Below are 23,828 nucleotides of genomic sequence, written 5' to 3' on the forward strand. Positions count from 1 at the left end.
GCACTGGACCCGCCGCATGATCGAGATCCGCAAACAGAACCCCGCCTTCGGACTCGGCTCGTTCACGGAACTGACCTCGTCCAACCCGGCGGTGCTCGCCTTCCTGCGCGAGTACGGCGACGACCTGGTGCTGTGCGTCAACAACTTCTCCCGCTTCGCCCAGCCGACCGAACTCGATCTGCGGACCTACGCCGGACGGCACCCGGTCGAGCTGATCGGCGGAGTGCGCTTCCCCGCCATCGGTGAGCTGCCGTACCTGCTGACCCTGCAGGGCCACGGCTTCTACTGGTTCCGGCTCACCCGAGTCGCATCCCGCATCGGCCCCCGTCACTGAGACGCCGGCGCCGAGGAAAGGACGCGTCATGCCGAAGACCATCACCGTTCGGCCCAGAGCCGTGGCCGCCTTCGACGGACCTGTTGCCTCGCTGGCCGGGCTGCTGCGCGGGTGGCTGCCGAGGCAACGCTGGTTCGCGGGCAAGGACCGGCCGGTCACCGATCTGTCGCTGCTGTCCATGACCGAGCTGTTCCCGGGGTGTCTGCATCTGCTGGTGCACGCCTCGCACGCGCCCCTGCCCACGCCGGGCGGCACCCCCCTGCCGGGCGACTGCTACCAGCTGCTGCTCGGGCTGCGCGAGCAGCACGCCCCGCGGCTGGAGCGGGCCTTCATCGGGCGGGCCGAGCAGGGCCCGTTCGCCGGGCTCGCGGTGTACGACGCGCTGCACGACCCACGCTCGGCCCATCTGCTGCTGGAGCGGCTGCGGCAGCCCGGCACGGCGGGGCCGCTGCGGTTCGAGGCCGACCCGGGTGTCCCCGTCCCCGGCGGGCTGCCGCCGCGGCTGCTGGACGCCGAGCAGTCCAACTCCTCGATCGTGTACGGCGACGCGTACATCCTGAAGGTCTTCCGCCGTATCCAGCCGGGCGTCAACCCGGACCTGGAGGTGACGGCCGCCTTGTCCGCGCAGGGCTGCACCCGGGTGCCCGCGCCGGTGGCCTGGTTCGGTACGAGTGCGCCGCAGCCGGCCACGCTGGGGGTGCTCCAGCCGTTCCTGCCGGACGCGACCGACGGCTGGACGCTGGCGCTGCGCGCGCTCGCCGCGGGCGACGACTTCACCACCGAGGCCCATGAGCTGGGCCAGGCCATGGCCGAGGTGCATCTGGCGCTGGCCGAGGCGTTCGGCCCGGCCGGACCGGGCGAGAACGGCCGTACGGCGCAGGCGATGTGCGCACGGCTGGACGCGGCCGCGCACGCCGTACCGGGCCTGCGGCCGTTCGTGCCGGGGCTGCGGGCCGCGTTCGGGGCGCTCGCCACCTGTGACACCGGGCCGCCCGCGCAGCGCATCCACGGCGATCTGCACCTCGGCCAGGTGCTGCGGGCGGGCCGCGACTGGTTCGTCATCGACTTCGAGGGCGAGCCGTCCCGGCCGCTCGCCGAGCGGCAGGCCCCGCACTCCCCGGTGCGGGACGTGGCGGGGATGCTGCGCTCCTTCGACTACGCGGCCCGGCAGCGCCGCCCCTGGCGACCCGAGTGGGCGCGCCGCTGCCGGGAGGCGTTCTGCGCGGGCTACGCGGCCCGCGCCGGCTGGGATCCCCGCAAGAAGCACGCGCTGCTGCGCGCGCACGAGACGGACAGGGCGGTCTACGAGGTGCTGTACGAGGCAAGACACCGGCCGGACTGGCTGCCGGTACCGATGGCGGCGATCAAGCGGCTCGCCGTGTGGGGAGGCTGAGGTCATGGCCCTGCGCGACACCTCCCGGCGCGACACCGCGCTGCCCGAGACCGCCGGCCCGGTGCCGGCCCCGGCGGCCCCCCTCGACCCGGACGGCCGCGGCCGGCTGCTCGGCGGCGCCCACCACGATCCACACGCCCTGCTGGGCGCCCATCCCGTCCCGGGCGGCATCCTGTTCCGGGCGCTGCGCCCGCACGCACGGGCGGTGAGCGTGGTGGTCGACGAGGCGCGCCACCCGCTGGTGTCGGAGGGCGACGGTCTCTTCGCCGCCGTCCTGCCGTTCCCGGAGATCCCCTCGTACACGCTGCTGGTGGCGTACGACGACGTGGCGCAGGAGGTACACGATCCGTACCGCTTCCTGCCCGCTCTCGGTGAGCTGGACCTGCATCTGATCCGCGAGGGCCGGCACGAGCAGCTGTGGCAGGCGCTCGGCGCCGAGCCGATGACGCACCAGGGCGTGACCGGCACCCGCTTCACGGTGTGGGCGCCGGGCGCCCAGGGGGTGCGGGTGGCCGGGGACTTCACGTACTGGGACGGCACGCAGTACCCGATGCGTTCGCTGGGCGCGTCCGGGGTGTGGGAGCTGTTCCTGCCCGGGATCGGCGAGGGCGCCCGGTACAAGTTCGAGATCACCTCACGGCACGGCCATCGGTTCCTCAAGGCCGACCCGATGGCCCGGTGCACGGAGATGCCGCCCGACACGGCGTCGGTCGTCACGGTGTCCCGGTACGAGTGGGACGACGGGGAGTGGATGGCCCACCGGGGCGACACACCCGTGCACCAGGCACCGTTGTCGGTGTACGAGGTGCATCTGCCGTCCTGGCGGCCCGGGCTGACGTACCGGCAGCTGGCGGACGAACTGCCCGCCTACGTCAGGGAGATGGGCTTCACGCATGTCGAGCTGATGCCGGTCGCCGGGCATCCCTTCAGCGGCTCCTGGGGCTACCAGGTCACCTCGTACTACGCGCCGACGCCCCGCCTCGGTTCCCCGGACGACTTCAAGTACCTGGTGGACGCGCTGCACCGGGCCGGCATCGGGGTCATCATGGACTGGGTGCCGGCGCACTTCCCGAAGGACGACTGGGCGCTGGCCCGGTTCGACGGGGAGCCGCTGTACGAACCCGGGGACTGGCGGCGGGCCGAGCACCCGGACTGGGGGACGTACGAGTTCGACTTCGGCCGCACCGAGGTGCGCAACTTCCTCGTCGCCAACGCCGTGTACTGGTGCCAGGAGTTCCATATCGACGGACTGCGCGTGGACGCCGTCGCCTCGATGCTCTACCTCGACTACTCACGGGACTCCGGCCAGTGGCAGCCGAACGTCTTCGGCGGGCGGGAGGACCTGGACGCGGTGGCCTTTCTCCAGGAGATGAACGCCACCGTCTACCGGCGCTGCCCCGGCGTGGTGACCATCGCCGAGGAGTCCACCGCCTGGGACGGTGTCACCCGGCCGACGGACAGCGGCGGGCTCGGTTTCGGCCTGAAGTGGAACATGGGCTGGATGCACGACTCCCTGCAGTACATCCAGCACGAGCCCGTGCACCGCACATACCACCACCACGAGATGACCTTCTCGATGGTGTACGCCTACAGCGAGAACTACGTCCTGCCCATCTCCCACGACGAGGTCGTCCACGGCAAGCAGGCGCTGGTGTCCAAGATGCCCGGCGACTGGTGGCAACGGCGCGCCAACCACCGCGCCTACCTCGGCTTCATGTGGGCCCATCCGGGCAAACAGCTGTTGTTCATGGGGCAGGAGTTCGCCCAGGGCGCCGAGTGGTCGGAGGCGCACGGCCCCGAGTGGTGGCTGCTCGACGACGACTACCACTCGGCCGGCGATCACCGGGGCGTGCGGGATCTCGTACGGGATCTGAACGTCCGGTACCGGGCGACGCCGGCGCTGTGGCAGCGGGACACCGATCCGGGCGGCTTCCGGTGGGTGCTGTGCGACGCGGCCGACGACAACGTCTTCGCGTTCCTGCGCTTCGCCGCCGACGGCGCCCCGCTGCTCGCGGTGTCGAACTTCTCCCCGGTCGTCCGGCACGACTACCGGTTGTGGGTCCCGGACGGGTTCCCCCTCTGGCGGGAGGAGCTGAACACCGACGACGTCCGCTACGGCGGCAGCGGGGTCGGCAGCGCGGGGCCGCTGAAACGCGAGGAGAATGTCCTGGGGCTCACGCTCCCGCCGCTCGCCACGCTCTGGCTGGCGCCGGAGCGCTGAACCACAGGTGTCGGCGGCCCGTCCAGGGGCGGTCGGGTCGTACCGGCCAGGACTGCCCGGTCGTGGCATGGACACGGAAGGGTGGCACCAGGTGCGCACCGTCGGAGTGGAGGAGGAACTCCTTCTGGTCGACCCGGACAGCGGCGACCCGAGGGCGCTGGCGGCTGCCGTCCTCGCCCATGTCGCCCTCGACGATCCCGGGCAGGACGTGTTCGACAAGGAGCTGTTCGGGCAGATGCTGGAGTTCGCCACGCATCCGCAGGCGGACATGACGGAGCTGGGCGAGGAGATCGTGCGCTGCCGCAAGGAGGCGGCCCGGCACGCCGGACAGTTCGGCTGCGCGGTCGCGGCGGTGGCCACCTCCCCGCTCCCGGTCGACCCCGCGCTGACCGTGAACGACCGCTACGCGTGGCTGGCCGGCCGGTACGGGGTCGGCACCCGGGACCAGCTCGTCTGCGGATGCCATGTCCATGTCGCGGTGGAGTCCGACGACGAGGGTGTCGCGGTGCTGGACCGGCTGCGCCCCTGGCTGCCGGTGCTCGTCGCGATCAGCGCCAACTCTCCGTTCTGGCAGGGCGGTGACACCGGCTACGCCAGCTACCGCACCCGGGTGTGGGAGCGCTGGCCGTCGGCCGGCCCGACCGAGCCGTTCGTCTCCCCCGAGCGGTATCACCGCAGGGTGCGGGACATGGTGGCCACCGGTGTCATCCTGGACGAGGCCATGGCCTACTTCGACGCCCGGCTGTCCAGCCACTGTCCGACCGTGGAGATCCGGGTGGCGGATGTGTGCCTGTGCGCGCAGACCGCCGTGCTCGTCGCCACCCTGACCCGCGCCCTGGTGGAGACGGCGGCACGCGACTGGCGGGCCGGCCGGCCGGCGCCGGACCACAGTGTCAGCGTGCTGCGGCTGGGCGCCTGGCAGGCCGCCCGGTCCGGGCTGGAGCAGGATCTGCTCGACCCGGTGACCATGCGGCCCCGGCCCGCGCCGCGGGTGCTGCGCTCGCTGCTGGAGCACACCGGGGACGCCCTCACCGCCTGCGGCGACGCCGAGCGCGCGGAACAGGGCGTCACGGAGCTGCTGCGGCGCGGCAACGGCGCACGTCAGCAGCGCCGGCTGCTGGAGCGGGGCGGCAGCCTGCGGGACGTCGTCACCGAGTGCGTACGGCATACGCAGGGCTGAGGGACACGCCCACGTCATCAGCCGATCACGACTTCGCCGTTCCCCGCACCGAACGCGCTCACCTCGGCTACATTCGAGCACCGCCGACACAGAGCCGGTCGGCGGTGTGACCCTCCGTACACCCTGGAGCAGCGCATGCGCGACGTCGCCCTCGCTCCCACCATTGCCCCGCCGCTCACCGGCGGCCTCGCCGACAGCGTCTTCGACACCGCCGAGCGCGACCCCACCCGGCCGGTGCTCGCGCACCGCACGGATCCCGCCGCCACGGTCTGGCGACAGATGACGGCCCTGGAGCTGCGGGACGAGGTGGTCGACCTGGCCAAGGGGCTGGTCGCCGCCGGGATCTCGCCCGGCCGGCGGGTGGCCCTGATGTCCCGCACCCGCCATGAGTGGACCGTGCTCAGCCTCGCGCTGTGGTGCGTGGGCGCGGAGGTCGTGCCCATCCATCCGGCCTCCTCGCGCGAGCAGGCCGAGTGGATCCTGCGGGACGCGGACTGTGTGGCAGTGGTGGTCGAGGACGAGCAGGCCGTCATGACCGTCGGCACGGTGTGCGCCGCGCTGCCGCGGCTGCGCCACGTCTGGCAGCTGGACGCGGGCGCGCTGCCCGAACTCGCCCGGCAGGGCACGGTCGTGCCGTACACCACCGTGGAGTCGCTGCGCCGGCTCGTGCTGCCGGACGCCACGGCGGCCATCGTCTACACCTCCGGCACCTCCGGGCGTCCCCAGGGCTGCGCGCTGAGCCACCGCGGCCTCGCCTACCCCTGCGACACGCTGCTGGCCGGCTGGGCGCACGCCGCGGCCCCGCCCGGCGAACAGCCGTCCGTGCTGGCCTTCCTGCCGTTCTCCCATGTGTACGGCATCATGATCATGCTGATGTGTGTGCGCGGCGGCGCCCTGATGGCGCACGAGCCGGAGCCGACCGAGGCGACGCTGGCGTCGGCGCTGCGCACGTTCCGGCCGACGTATCTCTACGGCGTGCCGTCGGTGTTCGAGAGGCTCTACAAGAAGTTCCTGCGGACCGCGCAGCAGGCGGGCCGGGGTGCCCTGTTCGAGCGGGCCGCGCAGACCGCGCGCGACTTCGCCGCGGCCGAGGAGCGCCGCCGGCTGGGCAGCGGGCCGGGCCCCGGGTTCGATCTGCGGCTGCAGCACGCCCTGTACGAGCGGACGGTGTACCGCCGGCTGCGCGCGGCGCTCGGCGGGCGGGTGCTGCGCGGCACCTCCGGCGGCTCCTCGCTCAGCCGTGAACTGACCCTGTTCTACGAGGGCATCGGGGTGGTCATCAACGACGGCTACGGCCTCACCGAGTCCTGCGGCGGGATCACCATGCAGCCGCTCGGCCGGGAGAAGTCGGGCACCGTGGGCCGGCCGCTGCCGGGTACCGTGGTCCAGGTGGCCGACGACGGGGAGATCCTGGTGCACGGCCCGTCGGTGTTCCAGGGCTATACCGGCGACGAGAGCGCGAGCCGCGCCGTGCTGCGCGGCGGCTGGCTGGCCACCGGGGACATCGGTCAGGTGGACTCCGAGGGCTATCTGACGATCACCGGGCGCAAGAAGGACATCATCGTCACCAGCGGCGGCACGAGCGTCGCCCCGGCCCCGCTGGAGCAGCGGCTGCGGATGCATCCGCTCGTCCACCAGGCGGTGGTGCTCGGCGACGACCGGCCCTGTGTCGGCGCCCTGATCACCCTGGACCCGGAGTTCCTCGCGCACTGGCGGGCCGCGCTCGCGCTCCAGGGCGACAGCCCGGCCCGGGAGACCCGTGAGGAGAACGCGCTGCGCGAGGAGATCGCACGGGCCGTGGCCTCCGCGAACAGCGCCGTCTCCCGTGCCGAGTCCATCCGGGTCTACCGGGTCCTGCCGGAGCCGTTCGCCGCGGGCAACGGGCTCCTCACCCCGTCGCTGAAGCTGCGCCGGGACGCGATCGTGCGGCACCACGCCGCCGAGATCGACGCGATGTACCAGGCGCGGTCCCGGGCCGGGCGGGGCCCCGCGGAGCCGGCGGACCGGGACGACCCGGACGACGTGTTCCGCTGACGTCCGTCACCGGGAGCCAGGCGGACGGACCGGGATCCGGAGGGACGGACCGCGATCCGGGGGGACGGACAGGCCGCATAGGCCGCCCTGCTGCGGGGAACCCGCAGACGCAGAGAGAGTTCAGTGCGACCACCGGCCCGGCAGGAGGCTCCCCGAAGCCGCCGGCCGGCCGGAACCGGGGAATTCGAGATGCCGAGGAAGCCACGTCAGGACGGGACACCGCCCGCGCAGGACGACTACGAGCGCACTTTCTCCTTCGCCGGTGAGCTGCACAGTGTCACGGAGGCCCGGCTCGCCGCGGAGGAGTTCCTGGGCGCGCTCGCGACGCGGTCGCCGCCGGCCGCGCACGAGTACTGGGACGACATCCTGCTGGTCGTGACGGAGCTGGCCGCCAACGTGGTCCAGTACGCGCCCGGTCCGTTCGGTCTGCGGATGCGCCGCACCTTCGACGGCGTACACGTGACGATGTGCGACACGAGTACGGCCCGGCCGGAACCGCGGCCCTTCGTCCCGCGCACGGGCGTCGGCGGCATCGGCTGGCACCTGGTCCGCACGCTGTGCACGCAGGTCAGCGTCGTCGTCCACGAGGACGGCAAGGACATCCACGCGTTCCTGCCCTGGTGAGGCCATGAGCCCGTGCGGAACGGCGGCCGCCCCCGGGTACCCGGCACACGCGTGCCGCGTACACGTACGACGCGTATCTGTGCGACAGCCGGTTACCGCGGCCCGTGTGGGGGCATGCTGGTGCCCACGCGTTCGTCTGCGTGCCGCGCCCGGCTGGCGGGACGGCCCGGGGCAGGGTGGGATCGAAGGTGGTGTGCGTCGGTCCGGGGCAGGCGAGCGGCGTCGAGTCGGACCGCCTGGAGCCGCAGAAAGGGATGAACACCGTGACACGACCCAGGATCCTGGTGGTTGGCGCAGGCTTCGCCGGAGTCGGGTGCGTCCGCCGACTGGAGCGGAAGCTCGCTCCCGCCGAGGCCGACGTCACCCTGGTGACGCCGTACTCCTACCAGCTCTATCTCCCCCTGCTGCCCCAGGTCGCCTCCGGTGTGCTCACACCGCAGTCGATCGCCCTGAGCCTGCGCCGGAGCAAGAAGTACCGCACCCGGATCCTGCCCGGCGGGGCGATCGGGGTGGACCTCAAGGCGAAGGTGTGTGTCGTCCGCACCATCACCGAGAAGATCGTCAACGAGCCCTACGACTATCTGGTGCTGGCCCCCGGCAGCGTGACCCGCACCTTCGACATCCCGGGGCTGACCGAGCACGCCTTCGGGATGAAGACCCTCGCCGAGGCCGCGTACATCCGCGACCACGTCATCAGCCAGCTCGATCTCGCCGACGCCAGCGACGACCCGGCCGAACGCGCGGCGCGGTTGCAGTTCGTGGTGGTCGGCGGCGGATACGCCGGCACCGAGACCGCCGCCTGTCTGCAGCGGCTGACGCACGCGGCCGTCACCCGCTACCCGCGCCTGGACCCCGGTCTGATCAGGTGGCATCTGATCGACATCGCGCCCCGGCTCATGCCGGAGCTGGGCGACAAACTCGGCCGCAGCGCACAGGAGATCCTGGGCCGGCGCGGCATCGAGGTGTCTCTGGGTGTGTCGATCGAGAAGGCCGCCGCCGAGGAGGTGACCTTCACCGACGGCCGGGTGGTGCCGACGCACACGCTGATCTGGACGGCCGGTGTCGTCGCGAGCCCGCTGATCGGCACGCTCGGCGCGGAGACGGTGCGCGGCCGGCTGACGGTCACCCCGGAGATGACCCTGCCGGGCCACGACGGGGTGTTCTCGCTCGGCGACTCGGCTGCCGTACCGGACCTGGCCAAGGGCGAGGAGGGCGCGGTCTGCCCGCCCACCGCGCAGCACGCCATGCGCCAGGGCAAGAAGGTCGCCGACAACGTCATCGCGACCCTGCGGGGTCAGCCCCTGCAGCCGTACGTCCACCACGATCTGGGTCTCGTGGTCGACCTCGGCGGCAAGGACGCGGTGTCCAAACCGCTCGGCATCGAGCTGCGCGGGGTGCCGGCCCAGGCGGTGGCCCGCGGTTACCACTGGTCGGCGCTGCGCACCAACGTCGCCAAGACCCGGGTGATGACCAACTGGCTGCTGAACGCGGTCGCGGGCGACGATTTCGTACGCACCGGCTTCCAGGCCCGCAAGCCCGCCCGGCTGAAGGACTTCGAGTTCACCGACGCGTATCTGACGCCGGAACAGGTGCGGGCCCGGGTGGAGGGGACGTCCGCGGGAAGCCCGTGAGCCGCCCGGCCGGGAGCAGGTGATCCGGGCCGTCGTGCGATGCTGGATCGGAGATCGATTTCTGGCACGGGAGAGAGCGCGGCGGCGTGGGCACAGCGGGGCGGTCGGGACGGGTACGGATGTGGGACCGGCTCGCGGCGTCCGATCCCGGGCTGCTCAGGCTCACCGCGGGGCTGCGCACGGTCACCGCGATCGCGCTCACCCTCGCCGTCCTGGCCGCCCTGCGGGTGCCGGTGTCCCAGTTGGTCGCCGGCGCCATGGCGGCGATGGTGTCGACCTTCGCCATCCGCGAGAAGCAGCGCTCCCAGCAGGCCGTGACGCTCGCACTCGGCCTGCTGGTGGCGCTGGCCTCGGTGTCACTGGGCGCGCTGCTGAACGAACAGGTCGTCGGCGGGGACGTGTTCTTCGTCGTCCTCATCTTCGGCGCGGTCTACGGCCGGCGGTTCGGCGACCGGGGCACGGCGCTCGGCCTGATCGGCTTCCAGATCTACTTCCTCTCCCTGTTCGTCCACGCGACCACCGCCACGCTGCCCGCGCTGTACGGCGTCATCTGCGGGGCGTTCGTGTGCAGTGCCGCCGCGCGCTTCGTGCTGCTGCCCGAGACCCCGGCCGGCACCCTGGACCGGCTGCGCCGGGCGTTCCGCGCCCGGCTCGCCCAGCTGATCGCCGTCCAGGCCGAGTTGCTGGACGCCGGTCCCGACGACGTGGAGAAGCTCCTGGAGGATCTGCGCACCGCCACCGCGCGGCTGCACGAGACGGCGCTGATGATCCAGGGGCGGCTGGAGGACGGCACCTCCGACGAGACGACGGCCCGGCTGCTCCAGCGCCGGATCGCCGACGCCGAGATCGCCTCCGAGCGGCTCGGCCTGCTGCTGCTCACCGCGCGCAGCGCCCAGCGGACCGACACCCTCACCCTGCATCTGCCGGGCGCCCCGCTGCCCCTGGGCGGTGAGCTGCCGGTGCGGGACGAGGCCACCGAAGCGCTCGCCCGGGATCTGCAGGCGCTGCGGGTGCTGATGCTGCGGCCGGTCGGCGAGGCCCGGGGCACGGCGCTCGCCCAGGTACGGAACCGGCTGCTCGGCTACCGCGAGGAGGAGAACCTGCCCAAGGCCGCGCCGCCCGTGCAGGACGTCTTCCGTGGGCTCGGCGAGGCCGCCCGTGCCGCCCTGGGGCTGCGGCTGGCGCTGGACGGGCCGCAGGACGAGACGGACGACAGTCCGGCGACGACCCGCTCGCGCGAGGAACTGGACGCCGAGGACGCCGCGATCGAGGCGGGCGAGGAGAGCGAGGCCGAGGAGCCGGAGCCGACCGGTCTGCGCCGGCCCACGACACGGGCCGCGGTCCAGGTGGCCGTCGGCTCCGCGCTGGCCATCGCGGGCGGCGAGCTGCTGTCCAGTCAGCGCTGGTACTGGGCCGTGCTGACCTGCTGGATCGTGTTCATCAACACCGCCTCCACCGGCGAGATCCTGGTGAAGGGCTACAGGCGGCTGCTGGGCACGGTGCTCGGTGTGGTGGCCGGCATCGGGCTCGCCGGGCTCGTCGGGCAGCACACATGGACGGCGTTCACGCTGGTGCTGGTCTTCATCTTCGCGATGTTCTACACGGCGCCGCTGTCGTACACGCTGATGTCGTTCTTCGTCACGGCGATGCTGGGCCTGCTGTACACGCTGCTGAACACCTACAGCCTGTCGGTGCTGGTGCTGCGGGTGGAGGAGACGGCGCTCGGCGCGGCCTGCGGGGTGATCGCGGCGGCGGTGGTGCTGCCGATCCACACCGACCGCCGTACCAATGAACTCCTCGTCGAGGTGCTGAACCGGCTCGCCGATGTCACGCGGGCCGCCGTGGACCAGCTGAGCGGCGGGGCGGGCGAGGATCTGGTGGAGCGGGCCCGCGATCTGGACCAGGCGCTGGCCGATCTGCGGGCGGCCACCGAGCCGCTGACCCATCCGATCGCCCCGCTGCGCGCCCGCCGGGACACCGCCCGGTACGTGGTGGCGCTGCTGGAGACCTGCGCGTATCACGCGCGGTCCCTCGCGGCCACGGCCGAACTGCTGCCGACCCACCCGTCGATCGCGGCGGATCCCCGGCTGAGCGGGGCGTGCGCGCGGATCGTGCACAACATCGAGGCGATCGCCGCGCATGTCGCCGATCCGCGGGCCGCAGCGGAGATCGAGCGCGGCCCGAGCATCGCCTCGATGCTGGAGCCGGGCACCCTGCGCACCCCGCGCTACGGCCGGGTCACCGACCGGGTGCTGCGCCATCTGCAACGCCTGGACGAGGCGGTGTCAGGTCTGGCCCGGCCGCTGGGCATCACCACCGGGGCGGACCGGCCGAAGAAGTGACGTTCCGTCGGCCGCGCGCTCATGCCGGGCCGGCGGCGCCGCGTCGGCCCAGCGCCTCGTCTCGGACGCGGGCGCAGCTGCGGCTGATCAGCCGGGAGACATGCATCTGGGAGATGCCCAGCAGGTCGGCGATGCGGCTCTGCGTCATGTCCTCGAAGAACCGCATGTAGAGGATGGCCCGTTCGCGCTCGGACAGCCGGCGCAGCCCTTGCTTGGCGGCCTCGCGGTCGACCACGACGTCGAACGAGGCGTCCGTGCCGCCGAGCGTCTCGGCGAGGCTGTAGCTGTCGTCCCCGAGGGGCAGTTCGGCGTCCAGGGACAGGGTGCTGAAGCTCTCCAGCGCCGCCGTGCCGGCGCCGACCTCCTCCTCGGTGAGGCCGGTGTGGGCGGCCACGGCGGCGACGGTGGGCTCGTTGCCGCCAGGGTGTTCGGCGAGTTCGCGGCGGGCCACGCGCACCCGGTTGCGCAGGTCCTGGATGCGGCGTGGCACCCTCAGGGCCCACATCCGGTCGCGGAAGTGCCGCTTGACCTCACCGGTGACGGTCGGCACGGCATAGCTCTCGAAGGCCCCGCGAGCGGGGTCGAACCGGTCGACGGCCTTCACGAGTCCGAGCGCGGCGACCTGCCGCAGGTCCTCGACGGACTCGCCCCGGTCGCGGAAGCGGCCCGCGATCCGATGGGCCATGGGCAGCCAGGCGGCGACGATCCGGGAGCGTACGGCCTCGCGTTCGGGGCCGTCGTCCAGGCCGGCCAGCCGGGCGAACAGTTCCGCGGTGTCGGGGGCATCCTCGTGGGCCGTGCGCGCGGGTGCGGTGTCGGCGCCGGTGGCGGGTGTGCCGGGACGGCTTGTCGTCAGGTCGGTCAGCATGCGGAATCGCTCCTGAACGTGGTTTTCGGGCACACGCCGGAACGGGGTTCCGGAGCCTGCCCGAACGATCTGGTCAGGTGCGCCGCGGGTCAGTCGCCCGGTCCGCCAGAAGCGGGGATCCCGGCGGTCTGCCCACTGGGCGCGCGCCTCCGGTGCGAAGCACGAGAATCCGCCTGCCCCGTGCCCGGGGGAGCAAACACCGTGAGGGCGGAACGTCCCGGACGGCTCCGGCACGGCACCCGCGCGGCACCGCGTCGGTCATGGCGCCGGCGTGAAACAGGTCACGTGACCCTTTTTTGGGTTGCCCGGACGCCCCCTAGATGGTTTATCGTTCATGCATACGGGGTGTCCGAGGTGACCGGAACCGTCCTTCCTCCCTCCGGCGCGCCACCGCATACGGCCCTGGCTGGCCTCCCCCGTCCAGCCAGGGCTCTTTGCTGCCCGTGCGCGGCCACGGACCGGGGACCCGGCGAGGAGAGCCGTGTCCTTCGAGGTGCCCGCAGGGGCCGCAGCGGCTGAAATGGGCTGAGAGGAAAGCACCCGAACCGCCGCCGGTGAGGAGCCCCGCGCCATGACCAAAGCGATCAAACTCCTGACCGCCCTGCCCCAGGCGCAGCGCGAGCGCCTGATGGAGCTGGCCGAGGAGGTCTCGTTCCCGGAGGACACGCGCATCTTCGAGGCGGGCGGCACCGCCGACCGGTTCTGGGTGATCCGTTCGGGCGCGGTCCACCTGGACCAGGAGGTCACCTCGCGGCAGCGGGTGACGGTGGCCTCGCTCGGCGCGGGCGACCTGCTCGGCTGGTCCTGGCTGTTCCCGCCGTACGTGTGGGACTTCGGCGCGGTGGCCTTCAGCAACGTACGGGCCTACCAGTTCGACGGGCCCTCCGTGCTCGCGCTCAGCGTGGAGGATCCGCTGCTCGGGCTCTCGCTGGTGCGGACGGTGGCCGAGATCCTCGCCAACCGTCTGGAGACGACCCGGGGCAAGCTGATGGACCAGTACGCGATCCGGCGGCGCACCGGTCTGATATGACTCAGATCCGGTAGCGGCGCAGTGCCGGGACGGCGGCCGCCAGACCCAGCATCACCACGACGACCAGCGCGCCGCCCCCCGCCACGGTGGCCCGTGGGCCGAACGCCGAGCCGGCCGTGCCGTGCAGCACGTCGGCCAGGCGCGGGCCGCCCGCGACGACCACGGTGAACACCCCCTGCATCCGGCCGCGCATCTCGTCGGTCGCCGCCGACAACAGGATCGCGCCACGGAACACCATGGAGACCATGTCGGCGATCCCGGCAGCGGCGAGGAAGGCCAGGGCCACCCACAGACTGCCGCTCATCCCGAAGCCGGCGATGGCCACGCCCCAGGCGACGACCGCGCCGATGACCATCCAGCCGTGCCGGCGGGCCCGCGAGAACGCCCCCGAGAACAGGCCGCCGAGCACCGCGCCCACCGGGATGCCGGCGAACAGCACACCGAGCGCGAGCCCTTCGCCGTAGGAGTGATAGGTCTGGGCGGCCAGCTGCGGGAACAGGGCGCGGGGCATACCGAGGACCATGGCGACGACGTCGGCGAGGAAGGACAGCAGCAGCACCTTGTGCCGGGAGATGTACCGGAACCCGGCGGCTATCTCGCGCACCCCGGCCCGGCGGGCCGGGGCCTCGCCGAGCGGCGGCAACGCGGGCAGCCGGAAGACGGCCCACACCGTCACACACAGGGCCAGGGCGTCGATGAGATACAGCTCGGGCAGCCCGATGACCGGGATCAGCGTACCGGCGAGCAGCGGGCCCGCCACCAGGCCGGTCTGCATCACCGTGGAGCCCAGCGCGCCCGCGGCGGGCAGCTCCGCGGCCGGCACCAGCCGGGCGACGGAGGCGTTGCGGGCCGGGGCGTTGAGGCCGAAGAACGCCTGCTGCAACGCCAGCAGGACGATGAGGACGGCGACCGAGTCCAGTCCGCCGGCGGCCTGCGCCCAGAACAGCAGCGAGGTCACGGCGATGCCGCAGTTGGTGACCAGCAGCAGCTTGCGACGGTCCACGGTGTCGGCGACCGCCCCGCCCCACAGGGCGAACGCCACCATGGGCACGAGGCCCGCCAGGCTCGCGTAGCCGACCCAGGCCGAGGAGTGCGTGATGTCGTAGATCTGCTTCGGCACGGCGACGGCGGTGAGCTGACTGCCGACGGCGGTGACGATGGTCGAGGTCCACAGGCGCCGGTAGGCGGGGATGCGCAGCGGCCGGGTGTCCATCGCCCAGCCGCGCCAGCCGCTCCGCGGCGGCGCCGGCGCTGTCGAGGAGCCGGGTTCGGTGGTGCTGCTCTCGCTCGTGTCCACGGGTGTCCTGGTTGCTCGTTACATCTTTTCTCTTCGCGAGCCTGACTATCTCACCGCCCCATGTACATGCCGAAAGATGTGCTCAGGATCCGGACATGAGCATCGCCCCCAGCGCCAGCATGGTGACGGCGACCAGGCCGTCGAGGATCCGCCAGGCCGCCGGCCGGGCCAGGAAGCGGCCGAGCAGCCGGGCGCCGAACCCGAGCGCCGCGAACCAGCACAGGCTCGCGAGCGCGGCGCCGAGTCCGAAGGTCCAGCGCAGCGCGCCCCGGTCGGCGGCGAGGGACCCGAGCAGGAACACGGTGTCCAGGTAGACATGCGGGTTGAGCCAGGTCAGCGCCAGACAGGTGAGCACCGCCCGGCGCCGGGTGCCGGCGGCCTCCCCCTCGGTGCTCAGCCCGGTGGCACCCGGCCTGAGCACCCGGCGGGCGGCGAGGGCCCCGTAGCAGAGCAGAAAGACGCCCCCGACGATCCCGACCGCCCGGACCGCGCCCGGCCACGCCACCACGACCGCCCCGACCCCGCCGACGCCGAGGGCGATCAGCACCGCGTCGGACAGGGCGCAGATGCCCACCACGGCGAGGACCGCGTCCCGGCGCACCCCCTGCCGCAGGACGAAGGCGTTCTGGGCGCCGATGGCGACGATCAGGGAGAGGCCGGTGCCGAATCCGGCGACCGCGGCGGTCAGGGCGTGGTTCATGCCGTCGACGCTAGGGACGGCGTTCATGCAAGTCCAGCTAAAGATTCTTACGTATCCTTAGCGCTTGTGATGACCGAGCTTCCCCTGGACCAGGTGCGGACGCTGCTCGCCGTGGTGGACGAGGGCACCTTCGACGCCGCCGCGGCCGCCCTGCATGTGACGCCCTCGGCCGTCAGCCAGCGGGTCAAGGCGCTCGAACAGCGCACCGGCCGGGTGCTGCTGCAGCGCACCAAACCGGTGCGGGCCACGGAGTCCGGCGCGGTGCTGGTGCGCTACGCCCGCCAGCTCGCGCGGCTGGAGCGGGACGCCTGGGGCGAGCTGGGGCTGAGCGGGGCCGGGGAGCCGACGCGGGTGTCGGTGGCGGTGAACGCGGACTCCCTGGCGACCTGGTTCCTGCCGGCGCTGACCCGGGTGGCGGGGCTCTGCTACGAACTGCACCGCGAGGACGAGGACCATACGGCCGCCCTGCTGCGCGAGGGGCTGGTGATGGCGGCCGTGACCTCCGCGGCCGAGCCGGTGCCGGGCTGCACCGCACGGCCGCTGGGCCGGATGCGCTATCTGCCGGTCGCCGCACCGGAGTTCGCGAAGGCCCGGCTTGGCGGGCGCCCGCTGGCCGAGGCCCTGCCCCGGGCGCCCGTCGTGGCCTTCGACCGCAAGGACGACTTCCAGGACGCCTTCGTACGCCGGCTGGGGTGCGGCTCGGCCGGCCCGTTCCGGCATCAGGTACCGACCTCGGAGGGGTTCCTGGACGCGGTCGCCGCGGGGCTCGGCTGGGGCATGGTGCCGCAGGTGCAGGCGGACCCGCTGCTCGCGGAGGGCCGGCTGGTGCTCCTCGCTCCCGAGGCATGGATGGACGTCACGCTGTACTGGCAGCAGTGGAAGCTCGACTCCCCCGCGCTGGCGGCCCTGGCGGACGCGGTGACCGCGACGGCGGCCGAGGCACTGCGCCACTGACGCGGCCGTCACGATTTATCCGTTTCGCTCCTTGCCGAGTGCCGTGCGGAGTACGGTGGCCGAACGGTGACGCGGCGGACGGCGACCCGCTCCCCTCCTGCTCCCCTCCCGTTCTCCGGCTCCGCGTCACCGGTGCCCGGTCGGGCAGGGGTGTCCGCGGCCCGGTGGACCGTCCCGCCCCCGTTTCCCGGCCTGTTGAGCGCGGACGGCTCGCCGTGGGCCGGGCGCGCGCCCATGGCCGGATCGCGGTCCTCGCGCGATCCCCTGCCGCATGCGCCGTTTCACCCCACGCCGCCCGGTCACCCGTATCCGGACCACACATCCGGCCGGCACGACGACACGGACGACTTCGATCCCTCCAGGAGACTTCGATGGACAACTGGCGCGACCACGCCGCCTGCCGTCACGAAGACCCCGACCTCTTCTTCCCCGTCGGCACCACCGGGCCCGCCCAGGTGCAGACCGAGCGGGCCAAGGCGGTGTGCGGGCACTGCCCCGTCCGGCAGCCGTGCCTGGACTGGGCGTTGGAGACGGGCCAGAACATGGGTATCTGGGGCGCGACGACCGAGCTGGAACGCCGTGCGCTGCGCCGCCGCGCCCGTTCCGGGCCGCGCTCCGTCTGATCCGGGCAGCCGCCCGCGGGCCTCAGGGTGCGTCAGGGTTCGCCGGGTGACTCGGCGGCGGGCAGCCGCAGGGTGAAGACCGCGCCCGCGCCGGGCTCGCTCGCCGCCTCGGCCGTGCCGCCGTGCGCGGCGAGAAGACGGCGCACGATCGGCAGGCCCGGACCGCTGCCGCCGGTGCGGCGGCTGCGGGACTTCTCGGCGCGCCAGAACCGGTCGAAGACATGCGGCAGGTCCTCCGGCGCGGTGCCCGTCCCGATGTCGACTGGACCCGGCCGCTCGGGCCGAAGCGCGGCGGCGGAGTCCGGCTGCACGTCGACCACGGCGGCCCCACCCACGGCTGCGTCAGCGTCGCCAGGGCCCATATGCAGGAACTGCCGCCCGGCGAGGTGCCGGGCGAGCGGAATCGGGCGGAGCGATGGTACGGCAGTCTGCTGCCGGGTCCGGGAGCAGGCCGCCGGCGTCGGAGAGGGTGTAGACGCCGAGCGGTGAGCGCAGGTCACCGAGCATGTGCGGGCAGGGCGTCGGGGCCCGCGTGGCCTCAACCGCCTCGGGGGTGGGCGCGCGGCCTCGACCGCCTCGGGGGTGGGGGACGGCTGTTCTGCGATGGATCATGTTGTCGGCCCTGGCCGACAGTTGTGTGGGACTGGTGAGAGTTCAGGCGTTCTTCGGCTTGCCCTTCGCGAACAGCCAGGTGTGGAACAGCCCGTCCAGCCGTTTGCCCGAGATCTGCTCGGCCAGCCGCTCGAACTGCGCCGTCGTGCCGTGGCCGCCGCGGTGTGCGGCCGCCCAGGCGCGCAGGATCCGGAAGAAGTCACGGTCCCCGACGGCCCCGCGCAGCTCGTGCAGGGTCATGGCGCCGCGGGCGTAGACGGGCGTACCGAAGATGTTCTTGCCGTTGCCCGGATCTCCCGGCGGGTAGGCCCACAGCGGGTCGCTCGCCGGGCGGGCGTAGAGGGCGTCGAAGGCCTTCTGGGCGCTGTCGCCGCCGTGCTGTTCGGCGTACAGCCATTCGGCGTAGGTGGCGAAGCCCTCGTTGAGCCAGATGTCCTTCCAGGCGGTCAGCGAGACGGAGTCGCCGAACCATTGGTGGGCGTTCTCGTGGACGAGGGTGCTGAGGTCGGGCGCGGAGTCGTAGACCGGCCGGGTCTGGGTCTCCAGGGCGTAGCCGACGCCCGGGGCGTGGTCGACGATCGACCCGGCGGAGCGGAACGGGTACGGCCCGAACAGCTTGCTCTCCCAGGCCAGGACGGACGGCAGCTGCTTCAGCACCGGCGCGGCCGCTTGCGCCTCACGTGCGTCGACGGCGTTGTACACGCGGATGCCGTCACGGGTGGTGAACTGCTGGACCTGGAACTTTCCGACGGTGGCGGTGGCCAGATAGGCGGCCATCGGCTGTGCCTCACGCCAGCGGAAGGTCGTGCGGCCGTGTGCGGTGCGCTGTCCGAGCAGGACCCCGTTCGCGACGGCCGTGCGCCCCTGGGGGACGGTGATCGTGATGTCGTACGACGACTTGTCCGTGGGGTGGGAGTTCGCCGGGAACCAGGTCATGGCGCCCTGCGGCTCGCTCGCCACGAAGGCGCCGTCGTCGGTGGGGGTCCAGCCGTCCGTGCTGCCGTCGGGGTCGGTGACCGGCTTCGGGGTGCCGTTGTAGCGGACGGTGACGCGGAAGTCCCCGCCCGAGCGCAGGGTGTGGCGCGGGGTGACGACGAGCTCCTGGCCGGCGCGGCGGAACGCGGCGGGGGTGCCGTCGACGGTGACGCCGGTGACCTTCAGGCCCGACAGGTCGAGGTCGAAGCGGCTGAGGCTCTGCGTGGCACGGGCGGTGAGGACGGCCGTGCCGTCGAGGTGCCGGGAGGAGGTGTCGTAGCCGAGGGTCAGACCGTAGTGCCGGACGTGGTAGCCGCCGTTGCCGCTGAGCGGGAAGTACGGATCGCCCGCGCCTGCCGCTCCCTCCGTGCCGGTGACGCCCGTCGCCGTGGGCGCGGCGGCCCCGATGAGTGCCGCCACGGCGACGGGGACGGTGGCGAGGACCGCCCCGCGGCGCAGACCGGGTATCCGGCTCCGGGCGGGCTGTCTGCGAGGCGGCGTCACGGGCACTCCTACGGGCGGTGGCGGATGATCGGCTGGCGCACAGACTAGGCGGGCCGGTGCGCCGGACTCCCTCCCATTCAGGTCAAGTCTCCTCGCGTCGCCCGCACGCGCGCGAGCGGCGGCGCAGTACGCTCACCGCACCGTCCGCCGTCCCGAGCTGGAGTGACGACCGTGAGCGTGCGTGTGCGCCGGATCTACGAACCGCCCGAGCCCGAGGACGGACTGCGCGTCCTGGTCGACCGGCTGTGGCCGCGCGGCATCGCCAAGGAGGCGGCGCGCATCGACGAATGGCCCAAGGCGCTCACACCCTCCACCGAGCTGCGCGAGTGGTACCACGGCGGCGGCTCGTACGAGGAGTTCCGCGGTCGTTACGAGGCGGAGCTGGCCGCCCCCGAGGCCGCCGAGCTGCTCGACGGCCTGCGCGGGACGGCCCGCGGACAGCGCGTGACCCTGCTGACCGCGTCGAAGACGCCGGAGCAGAGCCACGCGCAGGTACTGCTGGAGCTGCTGACGGGCTGACTGTCAGCCCGTGTGCCGGGCGGCGTGCCGGCCCGCGGCCCGCCCCGAGAACAGACAGCCGCCGAGGAAGGTGCCCTCCAGCGCGTTGTAGCCGTGCACCCCGCCGCCGCCGAAGCCGGCCACCTCGCCCGCCGCGTACAGCCCGTCGATCGGCGTGCCGTCGGCGCCCAGGGCGCGGGAGTCCAGGTCGGTCTGGATGCCGCCCAGGGTCTTGCGGGTCAGCACACGCAGCCGCACGCCGATGAGGGGGCCCGCGGCCGGGTCGAGGATGCGGTGCGGGGAGGCGACCCGGCCGAGCCGGTCGCCGATGTAGCGGCGGGCGTTGTGAATGCCCTGGACCTGGGAGTCCTTGCTGTAGGGGTTGGACATCTGCAGGTCGCGGGCCTCGATCTGGCGGCGTACCTCGGCCGCGTCCAGCAGCGTCTTGCCGGTCAGCGCGTTCATCTTCCCGACCAGCTGCTCCAGGCTGCCCGCGGTCACGAAGTCCGCGCCCTTGTCGACGAAGGCCTGCACCGGTGCGGGCGCCCCCGAGCCGAGCAGCCGGTCACGCAGCACGGCTCCCCGGTCCTTGGCGGTGATGTCCGGGTTCTGCTCGGAGCCGGAGAGCGCGAACTCCTTCTCGATGATCTTCCGGGTGAGGATGAACCAGGAGTGGTCGTATCCGGCGATGTCCTCGGTGGTGCGCAGGTACTTGAGGGTGCCCAGGGTGTCGTATCCCGGCAGACAGGGGTCGGGGAGGCGGCGGCCGAGGGCGTCCAGCCAGACGGAGGACGGGCCGGGCAGGATGCGGATGCCGTGGCCGGGCCAGATCGGGTCCCAGTTCTGCAGGCCCTCGGTGTAGTGCCACATGCGGTCGCGGTTGACCAGGCGGACGCCGGCCTCGGCGCTGATGTCGAGCATCCGGCCGTCGACGTAGGCCGGGACGCCGGTGACCATCTCGGCCGGCGGGGTGCCGAGCCGTTCGGGCCAGTAGCGGCGGACGATGTCGTGGTCGGCTCCGATGCCGCCGGTGGTGACGACGACGGCCTGGGCGGTGAGTTCGAAGTCGCCGACGCGATCGCGGTTGGAGGCGACACCGCGCGCCACGTTGTCCTCGGCGAGCACGGCGCCGCGCACGCCGCGTGCCGCGCCGTCCTCGATGACCAGCTCGTCGACCCGGTGGCGGTGGTGGAAGGTGAGCAGTCCGTCCCGGGCGGCCTGGCGGGCGTGGCGGACGAAGGGCTCGACCACGCCGGTGCCGGTGCCCCAGGCGATGTGGAAGCGGGGTACGGAGTTGCCGTGCCCGCCGGCCCTGAGGTCGCCGCGCTCGGCCCAGCCGACGGTCGGCAACAGCTCGATGCCGTGGCCGCGCAGCCAGGACCGCTTCTCGCCGGCCGCGAACTCGACGTAGGCGCGGGCCCAGCGCACCGCCCAGGAGTCCTCGTCCGCGAGCCGGTCGAACCGGGCGCTGCCCTGCCAGTCGTTCCAGGCGAGGTCGAAGGAGTCCTTGATGCCGAGGCGGCGCTGTTCCGGGGAGCCGACGAGGAAGAGCCCGCCGAAGGACCAGAACGCCTGCCCGCCGAGGTTGGCCGCGTTCTCCTGGTCGACCAGGGCCACCCGGCGGCCCCGGCTGGTGGCTTCGTGCGCCGCGACCAGGCCGGCGAGGCCCGCTCCGACGACGATGACGTCCGCGTCCATCGTGACTGTGTCCTTCCTGACGGTCCTCATACGGGGCCCCGCGGTATACGGGATCCTGCGATGTCGAACAGGCTCATTCGGGCTTGTGCGGGCTCATGCGGGGACCCGGCTGCCGTCCGTGAGCAGGGCGGTGAGCAGCCGGCCCAGCCAGGCCCGGGCGGCCTCGACGTCCCTGTCCAGCAGGAGCTGGACGGTGACGCCGTCGTACGCGGCGACCACGGCGTGCGCGGCGCCCTGCGCATCGCCGAGCACGGCGGGCAGTCCGGTGTGGCCGCGCGCCCTGAGCAGCCGGTCGGCGATGGCCTCGCGAAGCCGGGCGCGGTGGTCGAGGAGGGCCCGGGCGACCTCCGGGTCGCGCGCGGCGTGCACCAGGAAGTCGGTCTTGACCAGCAGCCAGTCCACGTCGAGCAGCAGTACGTCGGTGACCCGGGCCACGGCGGCCGACACGTCGAGTCCGGGGCCGTCCTGGGCGAGGGCCTCGGCCACCTGGGCGGCGATGAGGTCGGCGCGCTCCTGGTACAGCGCGAAGAACAGCTCGTCCAGCGTGGCGAAGTTCGAGTAGAACGCGCCGCGGCTGAAGCCCGCCGCTTCGCAGACCTCCTCGATGGACACGCGCCCGAAGCCCCTGGCCGCGAACACCTCGAACGCGGCCTGAAGCAACTTGGCCCGGGTGGCGGCCCGGCGTCGGGTGACGCGCCTGGGGGTGTCCTCCGTCACCGCACCTCCTTTTGGATACATGAACGTATCCGATACAGCGATGTATCGAAAGCCCCGCGCGGTCGAGCGGAGTCGACGGAACGCGATGGAACACATTTTCGATTATGGGTACTCTGGAGCCATGTCCACGCACCTGCAGGGCTCCCTGTTCGACCAGACCGACGAGGTGCGGCTCGGCTCCCTCGACGGTCTGCGCCGGACCGGGCTGGGCGCCGGCGCCTGGATCGATGTGCTGCCGGGCTGGCTGAGCGGGGCCGATGCCCTGTTCGAGCGGCTGGCGGCGGACGTGCCCTGGCACGCCGAGCGCCGCACGATGTACGACAACGTGGTGGCCGTACCGCGCCTGCTGGCCTTCTACGGGGCGCGGGACCCGCTCCCCCACCCGGTGCTGGACGAGGCGCGCGCGGCCCTGTCCCGGCACTACGCCGAGGAGCTGGGCGAGCCGTTCACCACCGCCGGACTGTGCTTCTACCGTGACGGCCGGGACAGCGTGGCCTGGCACGGGGACCGGACCGGACGCGGCGCCCGCGAGGACACGATGGTCGCGATCCTCTCCGTCGGCGCGCCCCGGGACCTGCTGCTGCGCCCGGCCGGCAAAGGCGGTACGACCCTGCGGCGGCCGCTCGGGCACGGCGACCTGATCGTGATGGGCGGCTCCTGCCAGCGCACCTGGGAACACTGCGTCCCGAAGACCACGCGGGCCGCGGGCCCCCGCATCAGCGTCCAGTTCCGGCCGCACGGCGTGCGCTGACGCCTCGGCTACCCCTGGTGCGCGCGGCGCGCGGATCTGGTTGGCTGTCCCCGACGGCCAGCCGCACAGCGCTCGGGGAGATCATGCGCGCAGAGGTACACCAAGTCGCCGACGGCACCTATCTGGTGCACGGCCACCACGTCAACTGGGTGATCCTCAAGGACGGCGACGCCGTCACCCTCGTGGACACCGGCTACCCCGGGGACCGCGAGGGTGTCCTGGAGTCCCTGGCCGCGGTGGGCAGTTCCCCGGAGGCGGTCGCCGCCGTACTGATCACCCACGCGCACAACGACCATCTGGGTTCGGCCGAGTATCTGCGCGCCGCCCACGGCACCCCGGTCTATCTGCACCCGGCCGAAGTGCCGCACGCGCGGCGGGAGTTCCTGCAGCAGTGCACCCTCGGCGACGTGGTGCGCAACGCCTGGCGGCCCGGTGTCGTGTCATGGGCGCGGCACGTACTCAAGGTCGGCGGCACCGACCACAACCCCGTCACCGCGCCCGAGCCGTTCCCGGGCGAGGGCCCGCTGGACCTGCCCGGCCGCCCGGTGCCCGTGCACACCCCGGGCCACACCGACGGACACTGCGTCTACCACCTCCCCGGGGCGGGCATCGTGATCTCCGGCGACGCCCTGGTCAGCGGGCACGCGACCTCGCGGGTCAAGGGCCCGCAGATCCTGCCCGACTTCTTCCACCACGAGCGCGCCCGGGTCGTGGACTCGCTGACGGTGATCGGCGCGCTCGACGGCGACACCCTGCTGCCCGGACACGGTCCGGTCCACCAGGGACCGGTGCGCGCGGCGGCCGAGCAGGCCCGGGAGCGAGCCTCCTAGGCTCTGTCGTCG

20 protein-coding genes and 1 pseudogene are annotated in these 23,828 nt (G+C 72.9%); 14 read left to right on the top strand and 7 right to left on the bottom strand.

The annotated features are described in order from the left end of the window. From IE277_RS26610 to IE277_RS26645, 8 genes are all read left to right on the top strand, one after another. Window positions 1-334 (top strand): alpha-glucosidase C-terminal domain-containing protein (locus IE277_RS26610; protein ID WP_189956233.1); only part of this gene is annotated, 334 nt, incomplete at its 5' end. A gap of 28 nt (window positions 335-362) precedes the next feature. Further along, window positions 363-1,727 carry a maltokinase N-terminal cap-like domain-containing protein gene (locus IE277_RS26615; protein WP_189956234.1) on the top strand — a complete coding sequence of 455 codons (1,365 nt, stop codon included), beginning with the start codon at window positions 363-365 and terminating at the stop codon, window positions 1,725-1,727. A 4-nt stretch (window positions 1,728-1,731) separates the two neighbouring features. Further along, window positions 1,732-3,948, top strand: coding sequence for a 1,4-alpha-glucan branching enzyme (gene glgB, locus IE277_RS26620; protein ID WP_189956235.1), 2,217 nt, complete (start codon window positions 1,732-1,734; stop codon window positions 3,946-3,948). 91 nt (window positions 3,949-4,039) lie between these two features. Continuing rightward, window positions 4,040-5,128, top strand: a complete 1,089-nt coding sequence (locus tag IE277_RS26625; RefSeq protein ID WP_189956367.1) for a glutamate--cysteine ligase 2 — start codon at window positions 4,040-4,042, stop codon at window positions 5,126-5,128. 135 nt (window positions 5,129-5,263) lie between these two features. Next, on the top strand, window positions 5,264-7,162 hold the full coding sequence (locus IE277_RS26630) for an AMP-dependent synthetase/ligase (RefSeq protein WP_189956236.1): 1,899 nt from the start codon (window positions 5,264-5,266) through the stop codon (window positions 7,160-7,162). A 189-nt stretch (window positions 7,163-7,351) separates the two neighbouring features. Then, the gene (locus IE277_RS26635) at window positions 7,352-7,786 is read left to right on the top strand and encodes an ATP-binding protein (RefSeq protein WP_189956237.1); all 435 of its coding nucleotides are present in this window, start codon (window positions 7,352-7,354) and stop codon (window positions 7,784-7,786) included. 254 nt (window positions 7,787-8,040) lie between these two features. Beyond that, window positions 8,041-9,417 (top strand): NAD(P)/FAD-dependent oxidoreductase, encoded by a 1,377-nt coding sequence (locus IE277_RS26640; protein ID WP_189956238.1) that lies wholly within the window; start codon window positions 8,041-8,043, stop codon window positions 9,415-9,417. A gap of 119 nt (window positions 9,418-9,536) precedes the next feature. Next, window positions 9,537-11,759 carry an FUSC family protein gene (locus IE277_RS26645; protein WP_189956368.1) on the top strand — a complete coding sequence of 741 codons (2,223 nt, stop codon included), beginning with the start codon at window positions 9,537-9,539 and terminating at the stop codon, window positions 11,757-11,759. Window positions 11,760-11,778: 19 nt separating this feature from the next. Here the strand turns inward: IE277_RS26645 and IE277_RS26650 are convergent, their stop codons facing one another. Then, on the bottom strand, window positions 11,779-12,627 hold the full coding sequence (locus tag IE277_RS26650; protein ID WP_189956239.1) for a SigB/SigF/SigG family RNA polymerase sigma factor: 849 nt from the start codon (window positions 12,625-12,627) through the stop codon (window positions 11,779-11,781). Window positions 12,628-13,198: 571 nt separating this feature from the next. Here IE277_RS26650 and IE277_RS26655 point away from each other — a divergent pair. After that, window positions 13,199-13,657 carry a cyclic nucleotide-binding domain-containing protein gene (locus IE277_RS26655; protein ID WP_189956240.1) on the top strand — a complete coding sequence of 153 codons (459 nt, stop codon included), beginning with the start codon at window positions 13,199-13,201 and terminating at the stop codon, window positions 13,655-13,657. A gap of 1 nt (window position 13,658) precedes the next feature. On the opposite strand, the gene IE277_RS26660 is transcribed toward IE277_RS26655, so the two are convergent. Together IE277_RS26660 and IE277_RS26665 are read right to left on the bottom strand one after the other, a co-directional pair. Next, on the bottom strand, window positions 13,659-14,954 hold the full coding sequence (locus IE277_RS26660; protein WP_189956241.1) for an MFS transporter: 1,296 nt from the start codon (window positions 14,952-14,954) through the stop codon (window positions 13,659-13,661). Window positions 14,955-15,036: 82 nt separating this feature from the next. Then, window positions 15,037-15,654 carry a LysE/ArgO family amino acid transporter gene (locus tag IE277_RS26665; protein ID WP_189956242.1) on the bottom strand — a complete coding sequence of 206 codons (618 nt, stop codon included), beginning with the start codon at window positions 15,652-15,654 and terminating at the stop codon, window positions 15,037-15,039. Between the two features lie 66 nt (window positions 15,655-15,720). Between IE277_RS26665 and IE277_RS26670 the strand changes: the two genes are divergently transcribed. Together IE277_RS26670 and IE277_RS26675 are read left to right on the top strand one after the other, a co-directional pair. After that, the gene (locus IE277_RS26670; protein WP_189956243.1) at window positions 15,721-16,608 is read left to right on the top strand and encodes a LysR family transcriptional regulator ArgP; all 888 of its coding nucleotides are present in this window, start codon (window positions 15,721-15,723) and stop codon (window positions 16,606-16,608) included. A gap of 371 nt (window positions 16,609-16,979) precedes the next feature. Next, a complete protein-coding gene (locus IE277_RS26675) occupies window positions 16,980-17,231 on the top strand; it encodes a WhiB family transcriptional regulator (protein WP_189956244.1) in 252 nt (83 codons plus the stop codon). 32 nt (window positions 17,232-17,263) lie between these two features. On the opposite strand, the pseudogene IE277_RS26680 reads toward IE277_RS26675, so the two are convergent. Both IE277_RS26680 and IE277_RS26685 read right to left on the bottom strand, forming a co-directional pair. Then, a pseudogene (locus IE277_RS26680) lies at window positions 17,264-17,491 on the bottom strand (ATP-binding protein); the annotation flags it as partial. Window positions 17,492-17,885: 394 nt separating this feature from the next. Next, the gene (locus IE277_RS26685) at window positions 17,886-19,322 is read right to left on the bottom strand and encodes a M1 family metallopeptidase (protein WP_189956245.1); all 1,437 of its coding nucleotides are present in this window, start codon (window positions 19,320-19,322) and stop codon (window positions 17,886-17,888) included. A 171-nt stretch (window positions 19,323-19,493) separates the two neighbouring features. Here IE277_RS26685 and IE277_RS26690 point away from each other — a divergent pair, with 171 nt between their 5' ends. Further along, entirely contained in the window at window positions 19,494-19,841 is a 348-nt protein-coding gene (locus IE277_RS26690) for a DUF488 domain-containing protein (protein WP_189956246.1), read from the top strand. 3 nt (window positions 19,842-19,844) lie between these two features. On the opposite strand, the gene IE277_RS26695 is transcribed toward IE277_RS26690, so the two are convergent. Both IE277_RS26695 and IE277_RS26700 read right to left on the bottom strand, forming a co-directional pair. Continuing rightward, on the bottom strand, window positions 19,845-21,518 hold the full coding sequence (locus IE277_RS26695; RefSeq protein ID WP_189956247.1) for an FAD-binding dehydrogenase: 1,674 nt from the start codon (window positions 21,516-21,518) through the stop codon (window positions 19,845-19,847). A gap of 93 nt (window positions 21,519-21,611) precedes the next feature. Further along, a complete protein-coding gene (locus tag IE277_RS26700) occupies window positions 21,612-22,235 on the bottom strand; it encodes a TetR/AcrR family transcriptional regulator (protein WP_229881976.1) in 624 nt (207 codons plus the stop codon). Window positions 22,236-22,356: 121 nt separating this feature from the next. Between IE277_RS26700 and IE277_RS26705 the strand changes: the two genes are divergently transcribed. Together IE277_RS26705 and IE277_RS26710 are read left to right on the top strand one after the other, a co-directional pair. Next, the gene (locus IE277_RS26705; protein ID WP_189956249.1) at window positions 22,357-22,986 is read left to right on the top strand and encodes an alpha-ketoglutarate-dependent dioxygenase AlkB; all 630 of its coding nucleotides are present in this window, start codon (window positions 22,357-22,359) and stop codon (window positions 22,984-22,986) included. 83 nt (window positions 22,987-23,069) lie between these two features. After that, window positions 23,070-23,816, top strand: coding sequence for an MBL fold metallo-hydrolase (locus tag IE277_RS26710; RefSeq protein ID WP_189956250.1), 747 nt, complete (start codon window positions 23,070-23,072; stop codon window positions 23,814-23,816). The last annotated feature ends 12 nt before the right edge of the window (window positions 23,817-23,828 follow it).

It is taken from the genome of Streptomyces alanosinicus (genome assembly GCF_014650595.1).
GTDB lineage: Bacteria > Actinomycetota > Actinomycetes > Streptomycetales > Streptomycetaceae > Streptomyces > Streptomyces alanosinicus.